Raw genomic sequence first — 17,361 nt, forward strand, 5'->3', positions numbered from 1 at the left:
AAATGAACGGATTAAAAAGAATTTTAGGAATCGTTTGGATCATTTTAGGATTGGGTGCGGGTGTATATCTATTCTATTTTCAAGCCTTGCCTCTTTGGGCAAAAGGGGGAAATGACCTCGTTCCAGCCATTATTTACACCTTTGTCTTAACCCCTTTAATCTCCATTGGAATGACCATTTTTGGTTATTATGCCTTGACCGGAGAATTTGATTTGAAATAAATTATTACGCACATGAGAATTACAACATTATCTGCCTACCAAGAAGCCTATCAAAAAAGTATTGAACAACCCGAAAATTTTTGGGCAGAAATTGCTCGAAAATTTGATTGGATACAACCTTTTTCCCAAATTCTAAATTGGGATTTCAAAGATTACTCCGTCAAATGGTTTGAGGATGGACAATTGAATATCACCGCGAATGCCTTGGATCGATTTGTCCAAACACAACCCAATGCAAAGGCCATCATTTACGAGCCCAATGAACCGGGTGATCCAGCCATTACCTTAACATACCAAGAATTACATACACGTGTTTGTAAATTCGCCAACGTATTAAAAGCGCAAGGGGTACAAAAGGGAGATCGAGTATGTATTTACATGCCCATGATTCCAGAATTAGCCATTGCAGTATTGGCCACTGCTCGAATTGGCGCGATCCATTCGGTGGTGTTTGGTGGTTTTTCTGCCCAATCCATTGCCGATCGAATCAACGATTCTACTTGCAAAATTGTTATCACCACCGATGGTGCCTTCCGCGGGAACAAGAATATTCCCATGAAAGAAACGGTCGATGAGGCTTTGGCGAACTGCCCAAGCGTCGAAAAGGTGATTGTTAAAACCAGAACCCAAACACCTATTTCCATGATCAAAGGCCGAGACCTTTGGTGGGAAGAAGAGGAAATGCAAGCTTCAGAAGAATGTGCCGCCGAGGTAATGAATTCCGAAGATCCATTGTTTATTTTGTATACCTCTGGGTCAACAGGAAAACCCAAAGGTGTTGTTCATACCTGCGGTGGGTACATGGTTTACACCGCCTATACCTTTGCCAATGTGTTCCAATACAATCATGGCGATGTCTATTTTTGTACAGCAGACATTGGCTGGATTACCGGCCACTCCTATTTAGTCTATGGACCTCTTTTAAATGGTGCTACATCGGTTTTATTTGAAGGAGTTCCTACTTACCCCGATGCAGGCAGATTTTGGGATATTATTAAAAGGCATTCAGTTAATATATTTTACACAGCGCCTACCGCCATTCGTTCATTAATGGGCTTTGGCGATTCATTCATTGAAAACAAAGATTTGAGCTCATTACGGGTATTGGGCTCTGTGGGAGAACCTTTGAACGAAGAAGCGTGGCATTGGTACAATGAAAAAGTAGGAAAAAATAATTGCCCCATTGTAGACACTTGGTGGCAAACAGAAACGGGTGGCATCATGATTTCTCCTTTGGCAGGAATTACCCCATTAAAACCCGCTTACGCAACCTTGCCCCTTCCAGGCGTACAACCAATGTTGGTCGATGAAAATGGAAAAGAAATTATTGGCAACGGAGTCAATGGAAATTTATGCATCAAATATCCATGGCCATCCATCATCCGAACCACCTACGGAGACCATGAAAGATGTAAATCGACCTATTTTTCGACTTATCCTGGACTCTATTTTACAGGCGACGGATGTATGCGCGATGAAGATGGATATTACCGAATTACTGGCCGAGTAGATGACGTAATGAACATTTCAGGCCATCGAATTGGTACAGCGGAAGTTGAAAATGCCATCAATATGCACACCGGAGTGGTTGAATCTGCCGTGGTGGGTTACCCTCATGATATCAAAGGACAAGGCATTTACGCATACGTCATTTGCGAGCATCCAACCATCAACGATGAATTGACTCGTAAAGATATAGCCGCAACAGTAGCTAAAATCATTGGCCCGATTGCGAAACCCGATAAAATTCAATTTGTGAGTGGATTACCCAAAACCCGTTCAGGAAAAATCATGCGTCGAATACTGCGCAAAGTAGCAGAAGGAGAGACTAGTAATTTGGGAGATACTTCCACGTTGTTGGATCCAAACGTGGTGGAGGAGATTATTAAGGGGAGAGTTTGATGAGGTAGTAGGTAATAGGTAATAGGTAATAGGTAATAGTAAAAGGTAAGAATGCGAATTAAGGGTTAAAAAACATTTGGTCATTCTTTATAAATATTTCAATTATGGCCAAGGCTTAATCCTAACGAAAGATTTGAACGAAGCGGTAGGCGGAGCTTTGACAATGCGCATGGGCTCTGTGCGACAGGGTCAAAGAAAATAGCCGAGAGCAAAGTGAAAATCGGTCAGTCAGCTCTAGCTGACTGATTCGTCTTGGATTAAGCTAAAGAAAAAAGTTTTTTTGTTTCTTTTTTTTCAAAAAAAGAAATGCCACAGAAAAAGAATTAGCCTATAAATTGCATTTCTGTCAAAGAAATAGGAAAATAGAAATTCAAATTCGTTTTTAAACATACGTTTACTACTGAGCCTAATGATAATTTCAACTCTAAATTCGCATTAATAGGTAATAGGTAATAGCTTATAGGCCCTCTCACGCTCGGCTGTGCCGAGTGTGGAATGATAGGCGAACTTTTAGTTCTTATAAAATGATTTAAATTTTATTCCAAAATACCAAACACAAAAAAGGGAGAAATAAATCGATATTTCTCCCTTTTTCATTCTTAAACTTATCAAAAAGACTTACCAAAAATAAGTGTAAAGCCCAATAATCATCATCGTTACAATAGATGCACCAACAATGAATCCATTGCTTGGTCTAAACATTGTTGCATCGATTTCAAGACCTTTCGGATTGTTCTTGCTTTCTGGATCAAAGAAGGCGATAATCACCATAGCCAAAACACAGAATACAAACACCCAACCCATACGATCCATAAATGGAATCATGTAAACTCCTGATTCGTCAGCCACGGCTGTGTAGAATAGGCAATCGTTCACTCCCGTCCAAGTTGGAATATATTTGCTTAACAAAGAGAAAGCTAAACCACCAATCAAGGCTACCAAAGCGCCTTTGGAAGTAGCTCCTTTCCAGAAGAAACCTAAAATGAATAAAGCAAATACACCTGGGGAAACATATCCTGTGTATTCCTGAATGAATTGGAAACCACCTTTTTTATCGATACCCATCATTGGCGCAATGATAATGGCTAAAATCATAGAAACAACTACCGCAATACGACCCATGTTCACCAATGTTTTCTCATCAGCGGAAGGATTGATGTATTTTTTATAGATGTCTAAAGTAAAGATTGTTGAAATGGAATTGGCTTTACCGGCTAATGATGCTACTACTGCAGCTGTCAAAGCGGCAAAAGACAAACCTCTTAAACCTGTAGGTAAAATATTCAATAAGACTGGATAAGCATTATCTTGATTCACCACACCATCTTTCAACATTTCTTGTTGGAACATTCCATCTTGGTGCAACAAATAAGCAGCGATACCTGGAAGAACCACAATGATTGGCATCATCATTTTCAACATAGCAGCGAACAATAAACCATTTCTAGCGGTTGGAAGATCTGCACCTAAAGCACGTTGAGTAATGTATTGATTACAACCCCAATAGTTTAGGTTGATGATCCACATACCACCGATTAAAACGGTTAATCCTGGTAAGCTTGGATAATTGACATTTCCTTTGTTCAAAATCATATGGAAATGGTCTGGAGCTTTGTTCACTAAATGAGATAAACCATTGATAACTCCCTCGCCACCAAAGTGATCGCTAACCATGTTCAAGGCTAAATAGGAAGTAGCTAATCCACCAAGCACCAAGAAAAACACTTGAATAACATCGGTATAACCAATTACTTTCATACCCCCTAGTGTGATGATAATAGCGAAAATCGCCATACCAATCATACAAACGGTAAAATCAATTCCTGAAACAGTTGTTACGGCCAATGCTCCAAGGTATAAAATAGAAGTAAGGTTAACCGCAATATATAACATCAACCAAAACACCGCCATGATCAAACTCACCGTTTCATTGTAACGTTGGGTTAAAAACTGCGGCATGGTAAAGATTTTGTTTTTCAAATATATGGGCATGAAGAAAATCGCCACGATTAATAAAGTAGCAGCGGCCATCCATTCATAGGTAGCAATGGCTAAGCCGATTTGGAAACCATTCCCAGACATACCGATGAACTGCTCAGCGGAGATGTTAGAGGCAATTAAAGATGCACCAATGGCCCACCAGGTTAGAGAACCTTCGGCCAAAAAGAAATCGTTAGAAGAGGCTAGTTTACTTTGTTTACGTTGGTAAATCCAATAACCATAAGAGGCTACTACGATAAAATAAAATAGAAATACGAGATAATCCAGTGTCTGAAGTCCTTGTGTCTGCATAGAGTTTTTCTGTTTAGGGTAATAAATTTCACTAAAATAGTACTATTAGGGAGAAAATAAAAATAAGGGGTGACCTATTAGACAAAGCTCGAGATGAAAAAAAACTATTACAACATCATTTTTGTCAATGAATTTTCGGTGTAGAGAAAGAAAACATTGGAAATTATATTATTTTTAAAAATTCAAAATTTATAAAGGCCACTAAATATGAACATTCTAGTACATTCAACTATATTTAATTTATTCTCGACCATTCTGGCTAATCGTTTTTACTAATTAGAAAATGGCATTAGAAAAAAATCAACTTGTTTTATTTTAGGGAAATTAAAATAGTAGTCGAATAAACGACACGAAGGGTTTTGACTACCTACTCAAAATAATGACGATATTTACATTTTTGAAAATGAAAACAAATTAATGGCTTTTAACGAAAACAGCAGAGTGAAAATCCCAACCATCCTGCACTTAGTGCGGTTGGGATATGAGTACCTATCGTTGAAGAATCAAACTTGGGATGAGACTACCAATATTTTCACCAAAATTTTCTATGCTAGTATCAAGCGTATCAATCCTGATTTTACCGATGCTGATGTAAAGCGACTTTATGATGAAGTTTCTTTGAGTTTGGAAAATGAGGATTTAGGGAAAGTGTTTTATGAAAAGCTAACTGCAACATCAGGAACTAAACTTATTGACTTCGAGAACTTCGAAAATAATTCATTCAATGTTGTTACTGAACTTACCTACAAAAAAGATGATGACGAGTTTCGTCCAGACATCATTCTTTTAATCAATGGAATGCCATTAGCTTTTATAGAAGTAAAGAAACCTAATAATCAAGATGGTGTTTTAGCAGAGCACAAGCGTATTCAAACTCGATTCGAGAATAAGAAATTTAGGAAGTTTGTTAACCTTACGCAGTTGATGGTATTCTCCAATAACATGGAGTATGACAATCATTCTCCTTTACCCATTGAAGGGGCGTTCTACGCCACTGCTTCCTATCAAAAACCTGGATTCAATTATTTTAGAGAAGAAGAGAATTTTGATCTTACGACCCTACTGTCTGACGTTCCAGATGAAATAGAAACCGCTATTCTAAAGGACACCAATTTAGTGGGTATTAAACATTCATCAGAATTTATCACCAATAAAAACCCCGATACCCCTACCAATAGAATTTGTACATCCTTGTTTCAACGTGATCGCTTATCCTTTTTATTGCAATATGGATTGGCTTACGTGAAGGGGAATAATGGGCTTGAAAAGCATATTATGCGTTACCCGCAGCTATTTGCTACCAAAGCAATTGAAAAGAAACTTGAGGAAGGTGTAAAAAAAGGAATCATTTGGCATACACAGGGCAGTGGAAAAACCGCTTTGGCATATTACAGCGTGAAATATCTTACCGATTATTTCAACTCAAAGGGCGTTGTACCAAAGTTTTATTTTATCGTTGACCGAATTGATTTGTTGATCCAATCTGGGAAGGAATTTAAGAGTAGAGGGCTTGGGGTGCATGACATCAATTCAAGGGAAGCATTTTCTCGTGATATAAAGTCGACCAGTGTCATACACAATCATTCGGGCAAAGCTGAAATCACCGTTGTAAACATTCAAAAATTTCAGGATGATACGGATGTGATTAAAAACAATGATTACAACTTAAATATACAACGTGTTTATTTTTTGGATGAAGTACATCGAAGCTATAATCCAAAAGGCAGTTTCCTGGCCAATTTGCACGAATCAGACGCCAATGCGATAAAAATCGGTCTAACGGGTACGCCATTATTGGGTACCGACTTTAATTCAAAATCTTTATTTGGAGGCTATATTCACAAATACTATTATAATTCTTCCATTGCCGATGGTTATACCTTGCGTTTGATCAGAGAAGAGATAGAAACAACCTACAAACTCAGTTTAAAGCAAGCGCTTGAAGACATTAAATTGCTGAAAGGCGATGCAGAAAAAAAGATCGTTTATTCGCACGAGAAATTTGTAGAACCGATGTTGGCTTACATCGTTCGTGATTTTGAGAATGCTCGAATTGCCATGAACGACAATTCCATTGGCGGTATGGTGGTTTGTGATTCTTCTGATCAAGCCAAAATGATGTTTGAAATATTTGAATCGAACTATGCGCTAAGTCAAGAAGAAAGTCTGTTAATGGCTGCAGAACCTAGAACGAGTTATGGTGAAAAAAAGAATTTTGACAATAAGGTAAAGACCGCGGAACTGATTCTTCATGATATTGGCACCAAAGATGAGCGGAAAGAAAAAGTTGAGAATTTCAAAGAGGGTAAAATAGATTTTCTATTTGTTTACAATATGTTGTTGACGGGTTTTGATGCACCACGATTAAAGAAGCTTTACATTGGACGTGTAATTAAAGCCCATAACCTTTTGCAGACTTTAACACGAGTAAATAGAACCTACAAAGATTTCAGGTACGGTTATGTTGTTGATTTTGCAGATATTCAAAAAGAGTTCGATAAAACTAATCGTGCCTATTTCGATGAGCTCCAATCTGAACTTGGAGATGAAATGCAGCATTACTCCAATATCTTTAAAAGTGCCGATGAAATTACTGCTGAGATTCAACAAATAAAAGATGTCTTGTTTAGGTACGATACGAAAAATTCTGAGGTCTTTTCGCAACAAGTAACTCAAATTAACGACCGAAAGCAAATGTTGGAACTTGTGAAGGTACTAAACTACGCTCGAGAGTTGTATAACATTATACGCCTATCAGGAAATTATGAAGTGCTGGATCAGTTAGACTTTCATAAGCTCACTCAATTATCACGTGCAGCCAACGACCGTTTATCGATTATCAATACCAAAGAAGCGTTGGAAAACAATGTTGATACCAGCAACCTGCTAAATATTGCCTTAGAAGATGTCCTTTTTGCTTTTGTCAAAGTGAAAGAAGAAGAAATGGTTTTGGCAGATCAACTGAAAAATATCCTGCAAAAAACACGTGAATCGTTGGGCGGCAATTTTGACCCGAAAGACCCCATGTTTGTTTCATTAAAAGAAGAATTGGAGCGCTTGTTTAAAAAGAAAAACCTAAACGAAGTAAGCAAGGAAGAGATGGAAAGTAACATCAAGGAACTTGAGAAAATATACAAATCTTCAAAAGAATTAGAACGCACCAATCAATTGCTCAAAGCCAAATACGCTAATGATGCAAAATATGCTCGCTTGCACAAAAGATTAATGGAGAAAGACCCATTGACCGATAGCGAGAGTAAATTATTTGAGGCATTGCAGAGTTTGAAAAAAGAGGTAGATGCCCAAGTATTGCAAAACTCTAAAATGATGGAGAATGAAAGTTATGTGGAACGTATGATGGTTAAAATGGTCATTGAGCAATTAAAAAACAAACATCATCTACCCTTAAATGCCGAACAAGCAAAAGTGATTAATGGCTTAATGGTGAAAGAATATATGAATGAATTTCATGGCAGAGTTGCCTAAAATTCGACTGAAATAAAAATCAAAAAATCGCTGTCATTAAATAATTAGATGAACACTGGAGAAATTATCATTTATCAGAATACCGAAGGAAATATCAAAATAGATGTACGCCTGGAGGAGGAAACAGTTTGGCTTTCACAGGAGCAAATGGCAACTCTATTTGGTAAAGGTAGAAGTACAATAGCCGAGCATATTAGTAATGTCTTTGAAGAAGGCGAATTGGATGTAAATCGAACCTGTCGGAAATTCCGACAAGTTCGACAAGAAGGCGAAAGAACAGTCGAAAGAGAGATAGACCACTACAACCTAGACCTTATCATCTCGGTTGGTTATCGTGTAAAATCACTCCAAGGTACCCAATTCCGTATTTGGGCTACCCAGCGACTAAAAGAATACATCATTAAGGGTTTTGCCTTAAATGATGACCGTTTTAAATCGGGTAATTCAATGAATTATTTCCATGAATTACAGGAACGAATTCGGGAAATACGCCTTTCTGAAAAGTTCTTCTATCAAAAAATAAAGGATATCTACACCACCAGCATTGATTACGAGCCAAAAGACGAAAAAACAATTGAGTTTTTTAAAGTGGTACAAAATAAATTACTGTGGGCCATAAGCGAACAAACAGCAGCGGAATTGGTGTACCGCAGAGCGGATGCTAACTTGCCCTTGTTGGGAATGCAATCCTATGACAAGAAAAATGCTGTTTCGATCAAGAAATCGGATGTGAGCATTGCTAAAAATTACTTGAATGAAGATGAAATAAAACTGCTGGGTTTATTGGTAGAGCAGTATTTGGCATTTGCTGAAACAATGGCACAGCAACGCACTCCCATGTACATGGCAGACTGGATTCAACGTTTGGATAGTATTTTACAACTCAATGGAAGAGAGTTGCTCACTCATGCTGGAAAAATTAGTCACGAAAAAGCATTGGAAAAATCATCCGTAGAATTTGAAAAATACAGGGAAGTTCAAAAAGCCATTGAGAAAGCGGAAAGCCTGAAAGAACTAGAAAATGATATTAAAAAATTAAGCAAATAAATGACTACAACAGCAACATTTGAAAAACAAACCAAAGCCCTTATTGACGATTTAAAAAGCGTTTGTGCCAATTACGGTTTGGGAAATGATGGCAACGAATTTAAAATTATTACCCAGGTATTCCTGTATAAATTTTTAAATGACAAGTTTGTTCATGAAATAAAACAATTAGAACCCAATTTAGCCAAGGCTGAAAATTGGGCAGTGGAGCTGAAAAAATATTCTACCAACGATTACGAAATGCTCATGATGCAGTTGAGCGAAAGTACCGCTCACTTGCAGCCAAAGCAATTTATATCGAGTTTGTTTGAACGCCAAAACGAGGCCAATTTTGCCGAGATATTTGACAGCACTTTATTGGATATTGCCAAAGAAAACAGCGATATCTTCTCCGTAGTGACTGAAGGGGGCGAAAAAATCGTCCTATTCGAAAACATCAGTAAATACGTTACGGATAAGCGTGATGATTTTTGTAAAGCCATCATCAATAAGCTGGTTAATTTTAGTTTTGAACATATCTTTCACGAAAAATTTGACTTTTACGCGACCATATTTGAGTACTTAATTAGCGATTACAATACCAACAGTGGAGGTAAATATGCCGAATATTTCACCCCTCATGCTGTAGCTAAAATCATGGCTCAATGTTTGGTAACGGAGCCTGAAAAAGATGTCACCTGTTACGATCCTTCTGCAGGTTCTGGCACATTATTGATGAACCTGGCGCATGCCATTGGTGAGGATAAGTGTACCATTTACTCGCAGGATATTTCGCAGAAATCATCTAACCTATTGCGTTTAAACTTGATTTTGAATGATTTGGTGCACTCGATCCCCAATATTGTAAAGGGCAACACCATTTTAGAGCCGTACCATAAAGATGCCAATGGTAGGCTGAAACAATTTGATTTTATTGTTTCTAACCCACCGTTTAAATTGGATTTTAGCGATTATGTAACGGATTTAGATACCAAAGAAAACCACGATCGTTTTTTTGCGGGCATGCCCAATGTACCCAAAGCTAAAAAGGAAGGAATGGCGATTTACCCTTTGTTCATTCAGCACATCATGCATTCGCTTTCTGCTAAAGGTAAAGCAGCCATTGTAGTGCCAACTGGTTTTATAACAGCCCAAAGTGGCATTGAGCGCAAAATACGGGAACGTTTAGTAGAACAAAAAATGCTGCGCGGGGTAATCAGTATGCCGAGCAATATTTTTGCCACTACGGGTACTAACGTGAGCATTTTGTTTATTGATAATGCCAACAAAAAAGGCGACATCGTTTTAATGGATGCGTCTAAATTAGGCACTACGGTAAAAGAAGGTAAAAACCAGAAAACCTTGCTTTCTCCTGATGAAGAACAAAAGATCATCAACACGTTTAATCAACATGAAGCCATTGAAGACTTTACCGTGGTAGTTTCTTACGATCAGATAAAAGAAAAGAATTACAGCTTTAGTGCAGGGCAATATTTTGAGGTGAAGATTGAATACACTGACATTAGTCCTGCGGAATTTGAATCCAAAATGAATGGCTTTAAAGCCAATTTAGACAGTCTTTTTGCCGAATCAAAAACCTTAGAAAATGAAATTCAGCAACAATTAAATGGGTTGAAGTATGAGTAAATTAGAAATCAATCATGGAGATACTGATTTAATAAGCGATATCAGCTTGCTAATTGAGCAAAGTCAGCGCCACATTGCTACACAGGCTAATAGTGCCCTTACACAGTTGTTTTGGCAAATTGGCAAACGAATTAATGACGAAATACTGTTAAACAAGCGGGCAGATTATGGTAAGCAGACTGTCGTGACAGTGGCACGACAATTGCAAAGTAAGTACGGGCGGAACTTTGAAGAGAAGAATTTGCGACGTATGATGCAATTCTCAGAACAATTTACCGATTTGGAAATTGTCGTTACACTGTCACGACAATTGAGCTGGAGTCATTTTTTGGTACTCATACCCCTTAAAAATACAGAAGCCAAGCAATATTATGCCCATTTATGTAGTAGTGAATATTGGAGTGTGCGGGAATTACGCAACCAAATTGCAAGAAAAGCTTTTGAGCGCAACGAAATTGCCAACATGCGATTGGTTAATCATTCATCCGAAATCAAAAACACCTTTAAAGACCCGTATCTATTAGATTTTTTAAACCTAAAAAACACCTACTTAGAACAGGATTTAGAAAGAGCCGTTTTGCAGGAATTAGAAAACTTTATTTTAGAGTTGGGCAAAGGATTTGCCTTTATGGAACGCCAAAAACGCATGATTATAGATGGCGATGATTTTTACTTAGACCTTTTATTTTATAACCGAAAACTAAAACGCTTGGTAGCCATTGAATTAAAATTGGGCAAGTTTGAGGCTGCCCATAAAGGACAAATGGAATTGTATTTAAAATGGCTGAGCAAATACGAAAAACAGGAAGGCGAAAACGAACCCATTGGTTTGATACTTTGTGCCGAAAGCAATAAAGAACAAGTAGAATTATTGGAATTACACAAAGACGGAATCATGGTAGCGGAGTATTGGACCGAAATGCCAAGCAAACAAGCCTTGCAACAAAAGCTACACCAATTATTGATAGAAGCCAAAGAGCGCATTGCTCGCAATACGTTAAACGCATAAAATGAATAGGATGAAAATAGTGGGAAAGGAAATTTGGAAACAATTAAATGGGTTGAGGTATGAATAAGAATTTCAAATTTAAGGATGTTGTAATTGACAAAAAGGGGTTTTTGAGAGGGCCATTTGGCGGTGATTTGAAAAAAGAAATTTTCGTTAAACAGAGTAACGACACCTACAAGGTATATGAACAAGGTGTAGTTTTGAATTCAGACAAATCAATAGGAAGATATTATATTTCAGAAGAGGATTATCTTTCTAAACTTCATAAATTTTCTGTTGAAGACAAGGATTTTCTTATTTCATGCTCTGGAGTAAATATGGGTGCAATTTATCAACTTAAAGCACCATTTGAGAAGGGAATAATTAATCAGGCATTATTAAGAATTAGGCTTAATAATGATATTATTGATGATAATTATTTCTTTTATCTATTTAAGGAGTTAATCTCTAGGAGAATTACTTCAGGCTCAGGAGATTCAACAATTCCGAATTTTCCCGCATTAGAAGTGATTAAAAATATTGAATTTGAGTTGCCGGATAGATTAACACAAGTTAATGTCGGTAAGTTACTTTCCGCATTAGATTCCAAAATCGAACTCAACAACCGCATCAATGCCGAGTTAGAAGCTATGGCAAAAACGCTTTATGATTATTGGTTTGTGCAGTTTGATTTTCCAAATGCAAATGGAAAGCCCTACAAAAGCACTGGAGGTAAAATGGTTTGGAATGAAGGTTTGAAAAGGGAGATTCCGGAGGGGTGGGAAGGTGGTGAATTGAAAGATATTGCGAACATAACTATGGGACAATCGCCTCCTGGCGAATCGTATAATGAAGAAGGAGATGGAATGATATTCTATCAGGGTTGCACGGACTTCGGAAATCGTTTTCCTACCATTAGGAAATTCACTACGGAACCGACACGTTTTGCAAAAGTGGGAGATATTTTATTAAGTGTACGTGCTCCAGTAGGAACATTGAATATTGCTAAGGAAGATTGTTGTATTGGTCGTGGTTTAGCATCTTTAAATAGCAAGGATAATTGTGTTGGATATTTATTTGGCGTAATGGTAAATCTCAAACAAATATTTGATAGAAGAAATGTCGATGGAACTACATTTGGATCAATTACAAAAGATGATCTATTCTCATTGAAGGTAGTTAAACCAACAAATATCATTTTACAAAAATATCACACTGCGATTAATTCCTCATTTGAAAAACAAAATCAATTAGAGCTAGAAAATATAAAACTCACCGAACTGCGTGATTGGCTATTGCCTATGTTGATGAATGGGCAGGTGAGGGTGTCTGAACTGTGATTTTTGTGATTAAATGATTACTATGAATTTGAGAGAGGAAAAATGAAATGCTATATATATACAACAAGAGGAATCAAATAAATTATAGATTAGGCAGTTGATGAATGGGCAGGTGAGGGTGATGGAGGGGATAAAAAAAGAAGTAAGATATATAACTAAAGCATGAGAAAGGAAGCAAAACATCTATATCAAAAAGCTATTGACTCATTGACATTGAGTATTGAACTTTTTAATCGTCCAAATAATTGTGGAAGAGTACATGGTGTTTTAATTTTTATGGACCACTCATTTGAAATGTTACTCAAAGCAAGTATCATTCATAAAGGTGGAAAAATCATAGAAAGGGGGGCAAAAGAAACCATAGGGTTTAGTGCTTGTGTTCGTAAGGGATTTAGCGATAATTCAATTAAGTTTCTAGCTGAAACAGACGTATTAACTTTACAGACCATTAATGGATTAAGAGATGCTGCACAGCATTACACTCTTGAAATGTCGGAGCAGAATTTATATTTCCAAGCTCAAACTGGCCTGACGCTTTTTAGAGATATTACTAAACAGGTTTTCAACATTGATTTAAAGACCTATTTACCAGTAAGAGTTTTACCACTTTCTACTACTCCACCAATGGATATTCAAGCGTTTTTCAGTACAGAAATACAAGAAATCAAAAAACTTCTAGCACCAAAAAGTAGAAAGCAACTTGAAGCCACAGAAAAAATGAGAGCATTATCAATAATGGAAAATGCAATTCAAGGTAATGAATCTCAACCATCTGAAACTGAATTGAAAGAATTGACTAAACAACTTTCAAAATCAACTAATTGGGAACAACTATTCCCAAGTGTATCAACCTTGTCTTTTACCCAAAATGGATATGGCCCGACGTTAGATTTAAGAATTACCAAATCTGAAGGCGTTCCCGTAACAATTGTTCCAGAAGGAACACCAGGGGCAGGAGTATTAGCAATAAAACGCATTAATGAACTTGACTTTTATAATCTTGGCAGAAACCAATTAGCTGCCAAATTGGGCTTAACCGGCCCAAAGACAACTGCTACGGTGAAATATTTCAGAATAAAAGAAGATTCCGATTGTTTTAAACATTTAAAAGTTGGCAATGTGCACTTTGACAGGTATTCACAAAAAGCAATTACGACAATAAAGGAAAAACTTAAAACAAAATCGATTGATGAAATTTGGAATGAAAGATAAAATCCAACATAGACATGATTTTCAAGAAATTTCAACCTTTAAAAAAAATAAACCACCTAAACACAATACGACAATGGCACACAATATTTATAAAGAGACCATCGGATAACAAGCTTGTAAAATTCACTGATTTGATAGAAATGTGCATTCAGTGTTTCATATGAAATTTTTGAGTTCGTTTATATGGAAGCTTTTTTTATTAGACATTTTACTAAAGTTCAAAAATATAACCAACTCACAAACCCCAAAAAACCGAATTTTAAATCACTAAATAAGTACCATATCTAATGGATTACTATATAGACGAAGGACTTGCAAACACATACAACTACTCTCTTGAATATCCTTTAATTCACGTTTGCGATAGTATAGATACTATCGCAAAAATCCTTGAAAAAGGATTTAGATTTTCATATTGTACAGAAATGCTTGAAGACGAAAAACGAAATGTTGTTTTTTCTTACCCTATTATTTCATTTTCAGACCTGTGTTGGGATAAAGCAATTTTCATTCTTAGGTCTTATGGTCATTCAAGTATTGCAATGAAAAAAAGTTGGGCGATAAAAAATAAATTAAGCCCAGTTCTATATTTTGAGAGAAATTCAGAATTAACAAAGATTCTTATTGAAGGTTTTGATGATTTAACGAATGTTCCTATTGAAGATATAAAATCAAGTATTAATGGACAACTTTTAAGTAAAACAAATAAGTATTACAAACATATAATGGAAATAGCATCCTATAGTAAAAATTTCTATGGTCAATTAATTAGGCAGAATAAAGTAATCGACAACAACTATTGTTTTGGTTGTGAAAGTGAGTGGAGAATAGTCTTGCGAAATGATACTATCGAACCATTTATTGCGCGTAATGATAATAAAAATTCAGCAAACAATTTAGCTCATAATTATTATTTAAAATTTGATTTTGACGACATTGAATATTTTGTAATTGAAACACAATATGAAGAAAAAGTTCTCAAGGAAAAGTTAAAGTTTTTATATAATAAAACAGATAAAGATGTAAATAATATAAAATTTTATTACGACAAATCGAGACATTCATTTGATGAATTTTAAATCATCTTTCAAAAAGCTTTTTGCTGAATGTTGGGTGTTATGGTTTATCGGTTTTCTTGTAAAATTTATAATAACAACAATGTAAAAGAAAAAATCGAAAAAAGTTAAGGAAAACTAGCCCCCCCGGCCTCACAATCACTACTTCTTCCCTATCTACTATCACTTGCCCAGGAAGTAGGTTGCGGGTTTTGCGGATGTATTTTGTTTCAAGGACTAAAATTACAACAACAAGTTTACTATTGTAATTTTTTACCGTTTTTTACAATAACAAAAACTTACTTGTAAAAAAATCTAATTTTTTACAAGTAAGTTTTGAATGATAAGAGGTTAAAAAATCTGAAGTTTAGCTTTCAAGTTTCCATTCCCATAATAATCAAATAAAAAAACAGGGAAAGAACTCAATACAGCCACGGAGTTATTCAAATCAATATACTTTTCTTTTTGCTTAGAAAATAAGGTCAATTGATCTGCGTGGTTTTCAGGAAATTGAAATGAATTAAGAACTATGTAATTCATCTTTTTTAGATGTAAATCAATCAGTATAGTCCAAGTTTGGAGGGTATAATCATTGAAATGTTTAAAATCAACTATTCCCAATTGAGTTGTGAGAGATTTATATGTTGAAAGTTGGTTGATATCAACTGTAAGATTTTCAAATGTCTGTAAATCTTCAATATGCCTTAAGGATTCTGCCATCGGGTAACTTATCATTAATTTTCCCTTATCCGTTTCCTCAGTAAAAAACGAGAGTAAATCCTGAAGCTTTTGATCATCTGCATTAGATACATGGCCATCATAATCAAAAAATAGATAAATCTCTGCAAAATCAGTACGCTTAAAATCCTTCAGAATTTCAAAATTAATTGGAACATTTTTAATTAAATTAAAAGTATCTAGATCTGGGTCCGCTGAAATCTCCCCATACATTTTATATATAGTTGTGCAATATGCACAGGTTACAACAGTATTTTCGTTCAAAAAAAATTGAATCAAATTATCTGAAATATGCTTTTCAGTTTTAACTCCCTCGAAAATAAAAAGAATCTTATGAGACATCAAATGAACCAGAAATATACATTTTTTCTAAATTATGTGCTTCTCTAAGTTCTTTGTGTGTACTATTAGAGAATGATTTAATTTTGCTTTTTGTCATAGTAAAATAACAATCAGGTCTTAATAAATCATTAGTCATAACCGAAGTATTATGCGTAGTCAAAATAAATTGAACTCCTGTTTGCTTTAATTTCTCAACAATCAAGACGGATAAATCATGATGATAAAAAGCATCAAATTCATCAATGAATAAAAAGGAAACTTTGGAGGCCTCATTCAAACTTTGAAACCAAAAATAAAACAAGGATAATGATTGAGTACCCGTAGAAGCTATTTCAGAAATGGGAATTTGTTTCCCATTAAAAGTAAAAGCAATCGAACTTTTACCTAAATAATCAACAATTGATAATTGGCATTCGATACCAGCTTTATTCAAGAATTCTTCAAAGTCTTTCAAATTATCTTTTTTGACAATATCCTCATAGATTGACTTGTTTGCAACGTCAAATCCTAAGAAAAATCTGTCTTGTAAAGACCTGAAATACAACATTTTCTCAATAAAGATAAACATTGCACTGAAAACACCATTGGTAATGTTTATATCTAAATCCGTATTATTCTTAATGTATTTTAAAATAGATAATTCAGAATTATCTATATCAGTTTTCAAATTCTCCGCTCCGATTAAATCAATTTTTGCACTCTTGTTACTTCTCCGGTCAAAATAAACGCATTCAACTCCATCTATTACCAACCTTTCAAAAACCAGATTTTTATAATCTGACTTTTTGTATTCGTATATAACAATTTTAGAATTTATTAAAAACTCATAATAGAAGGTCGCTTCCAATTCATCACTATAAGCGTTCAAATAATTTTTATAAAGACTTTCGTTTCTTTGTTTGTCGGTTAAATGTTCGATGATGTCAAAAATGGCAAATGCCAAATTTGATTTTCCTACACCATTTTTGCCATAAATAATAGCATTATTCACTACTCCATTTTTAATTGAACTCTTATTAAACTCATACCCATTGGTATCAGTTAAGTCCAATTCAAAATCATTTTCGAAACTTTTGAAGTTTGAAACCTTAAATTTTCGTACCATAATTTGA

At 35.6% G+C, this 17,361-nt stretch carries 12 protein-coding genes; 9 read left to right on the top strand and 3 right to left on the bottom strand.

Annotation, left to right across the window (positions count from 1 at the left end; translation table 11 throughout):
* Positions 1 to 2: 2 nt before the first annotated feature.
* Positions 3 to 221, top strand: coding sequence for a DUF6814 family protein (locus tag V7S76_RS10540; protein WP_459510064.1), 219 nt, complete (start codon positions 3 to 5; stop codon positions 219 to 221).
* Between the two features lie 12 nt (positions 222 to 233).
* A complete protein-coding gene (acs, locus tag V7S76_RS10545; protein WP_459510065.1) occupies positions 234 to 2,123 on the top strand; it encodes an acetate--CoA ligase in 1,890 nt (629 codons plus the stop codon).
* Positions 2,124 to 2,741: 618 nt separating this feature from the next.
* Here the strand turns inward: acs and V7S76_RS10550 are convergent.
* Complete coding sequence (locus tag V7S76_RS10550; RefSeq protein ID WP_459510066.1) at positions 2,742 to 4,415, bottom strand: sodium/sugar symporter; 1,674 nt, start codon at positions 4,413 to 4,415, stop codon at positions 2,742 to 2,744.
* Between the two features lie 417 nt (positions 4,416 to 4,832).
* Here V7S76_RS10550 and V7S76_RS10555 point away from each other — a divergent pair, with 417 nt between their 5' ends.
* The 7 genes from V7S76_RS10555 (at position 4,833) to V7S76_RS10585 (ending at position 15,193) form a co-directional block, all read left to right on the top strand.
* Complete coding sequence (locus V7S76_RS10555) at positions 4,833 to 7,901, top strand: type I restriction endonuclease subunit R (RefSeq protein ID WP_459510067.1); 3,069 nt, start codon at positions 4,833 to 4,835, stop codon at positions 7,899 to 7,901.
* A 48-nt stretch (positions 7,902 to 7,949) separates the two neighbouring features.
* Positions 7,950 to 8,948: a virulence RhuM family protein gene (locus V7S76_RS10560; protein ID WP_459510068.1), complete on the top strand. Its 999-nt coding sequence runs from the start codon at positions 7,950 to 7,952 to the stop codon at positions 8,946 to 8,948.
* Complete coding sequence (locus V7S76_RS10565; protein WP_459510070.1) at positions 8,949 to 10,574, top strand: HsdM family class I SAM-dependent methyltransferase; 1,626 nt, start codon at positions 8,949 to 8,951, stop codon at positions 10,572 to 10,574. It abuts the gene before it with no gap.
* On the top strand, positions 10,567 to 11,583 hold the full coding sequence (locus V7S76_RS10570) for a PDDEXK nuclease domain-containing protein (RefSeq protein WP_459510071.1): 1,017 nt from the start codon (positions 10,567 to 10,569) through the stop codon (positions 11,581 to 11,583). The genes V7S76_RS10565 and V7S76_RS10570 overlap by 8 nt, the downstream gene beginning before the upstream one ends.
* A gap of 59 nt (positions 11,584 to 11,642) precedes the next feature.
* Positions 11,643 to 12,902 carry a restriction endonuclease subunit S gene (locus V7S76_RS10575; RefSeq protein ID WP_459510073.1) on the top strand — a complete coding sequence of 420 codons (1,260 nt, stop codon included), beginning with the start codon at positions 11,643 to 11,645 and terminating at the stop codon, positions 12,900 to 12,902.
* Between the two features lie 162 nt (positions 12,903 to 13,064).
* Positions 13,065 to 14,114, top strand: a complete 1,050-nt coding sequence (locus V7S76_RS10580) for a DUF3644 domain-containing protein (RefSeq protein WP_459510074.1) — start codon at positions 13,065 to 13,067, stop codon at positions 14,112 to 14,114.
* Positions 14,115 to 14,401: 287 nt separating this feature from the next.
* Positions 14,402 to 15,193 carry an abortive infection system antitoxin AbiGi family protein gene (locus tag V7S76_RS10585; protein ID WP_459510076.1) on the top strand — a complete coding sequence of 264 codons (792 nt, stop codon included), beginning with the start codon at positions 14,402 to 14,404 and terminating at the stop codon, positions 15,191 to 15,193.
* A gap of 327 nt (positions 15,194 to 15,520) precedes the next feature.
* On the opposite strand, the gene V7S76_RS10590 is transcribed toward V7S76_RS10585, so the two are convergent.
* Positions 15,521 to 16,171 carry a hypothetical protein gene (locus V7S76_RS10590; RefSeq protein WP_459510077.1) on the bottom strand — a complete coding sequence of 217 codons (651 nt, stop codon included), beginning with the start codon at positions 16,169 to 16,171 and terminating at the stop codon, positions 15,521 to 15,523.
* A gap of 67 nt (positions 16,172 to 16,238) precedes the next feature.
* Positions 16,239 to 17,354: an AAA family ATPase gene (locus V7S76_RS10595; RefSeq protein WP_459510078.1), complete on the bottom strand. Its 1,116-nt coding sequence runs from the start codon at positions 17,352 to 17,354 to the stop codon at positions 16,239 to 16,241.
* Positions 17,355 to 17,361 lie beyond the last annotated feature (7 nt).

Source organism: Aquirufa sp. ROCK2-A2 (assembly GCF_054558485.1).

Excerpts from the sequence above, each read along its gene's own strand:
- V7S76_RS10540 (WP_459510064.1), top strand. The coding sequence starts at position 3 with ATGAACGGATTAAAAAGAATTTTAGGAATCGTTTGGATCATTTTAGGA.
- acs (WP_459510065.1), top strand. The coding sequence starts at position 234 with ATGAGAATTACAACATTATCTGCCTACCAAGAAGCCTATCAAAAAAGT.
- V7S76_RS10550 (WP_459510066.1), bottom strand. The coding sequence starts at position 4,415 with ATGCAGACACAAGGACTTCAGACACTGGATTATCTCGTATTTCTATTT.
- V7S76_RS10555 (WP_459510067.1), top strand. The coding sequence starts at position 4,833 with ATGGCTTTTAACGAAAACAGCAGAGTGAAAATCCCAACCATCCTGCAC.
- V7S76_RS10560 (WP_459510068.1), top strand. The coding sequence starts at position 7,950 with ATGAACACTGGAGAAATTATCATTTATCAGAATACCGAAGGAAATATC.
- V7S76_RS10565 (WP_459510070.1), top strand. The coding sequence starts at position 8,949 with ATGACTACAACAGCAACATTTGAAAAACAAACCAAAGCCCTTATTGAC.
- V7S76_RS10570 (WP_459510071.1), top strand. The coding sequence starts at position 10,567 with ATGAGTAAATTAGAAATCAATCATGGAGATACTGATTTAATAAGCGAT.
- V7S76_RS10575 (WP_459510073.1), top strand. The coding sequence starts at position 11,643 with ATGAATAAGAATTTCAAATTTAAGGATGTTGTAATTGACAAAAAGGGG.
- V7S76_RS10580 (WP_459510074.1), top strand. The coding sequence starts at position 13,065 with ATGAGAAAGGAAGCAAAACATCTATATCAAAAAGCTATTGACTCATTG.
- V7S76_RS10585 (WP_459510076.1), top strand. The coding sequence starts at position 14,402 with ATGGATTACTATATAGACGAAGGACTTGCAAACACATACAACTACTCT.
- V7S76_RS10595 (WP_459510078.1), bottom strand. The coding sequence starts at position 17,354 with ATGGTACGAAAATTTAAGGTTTCAAACTTCAAAAGTTTCGAAAATGAT.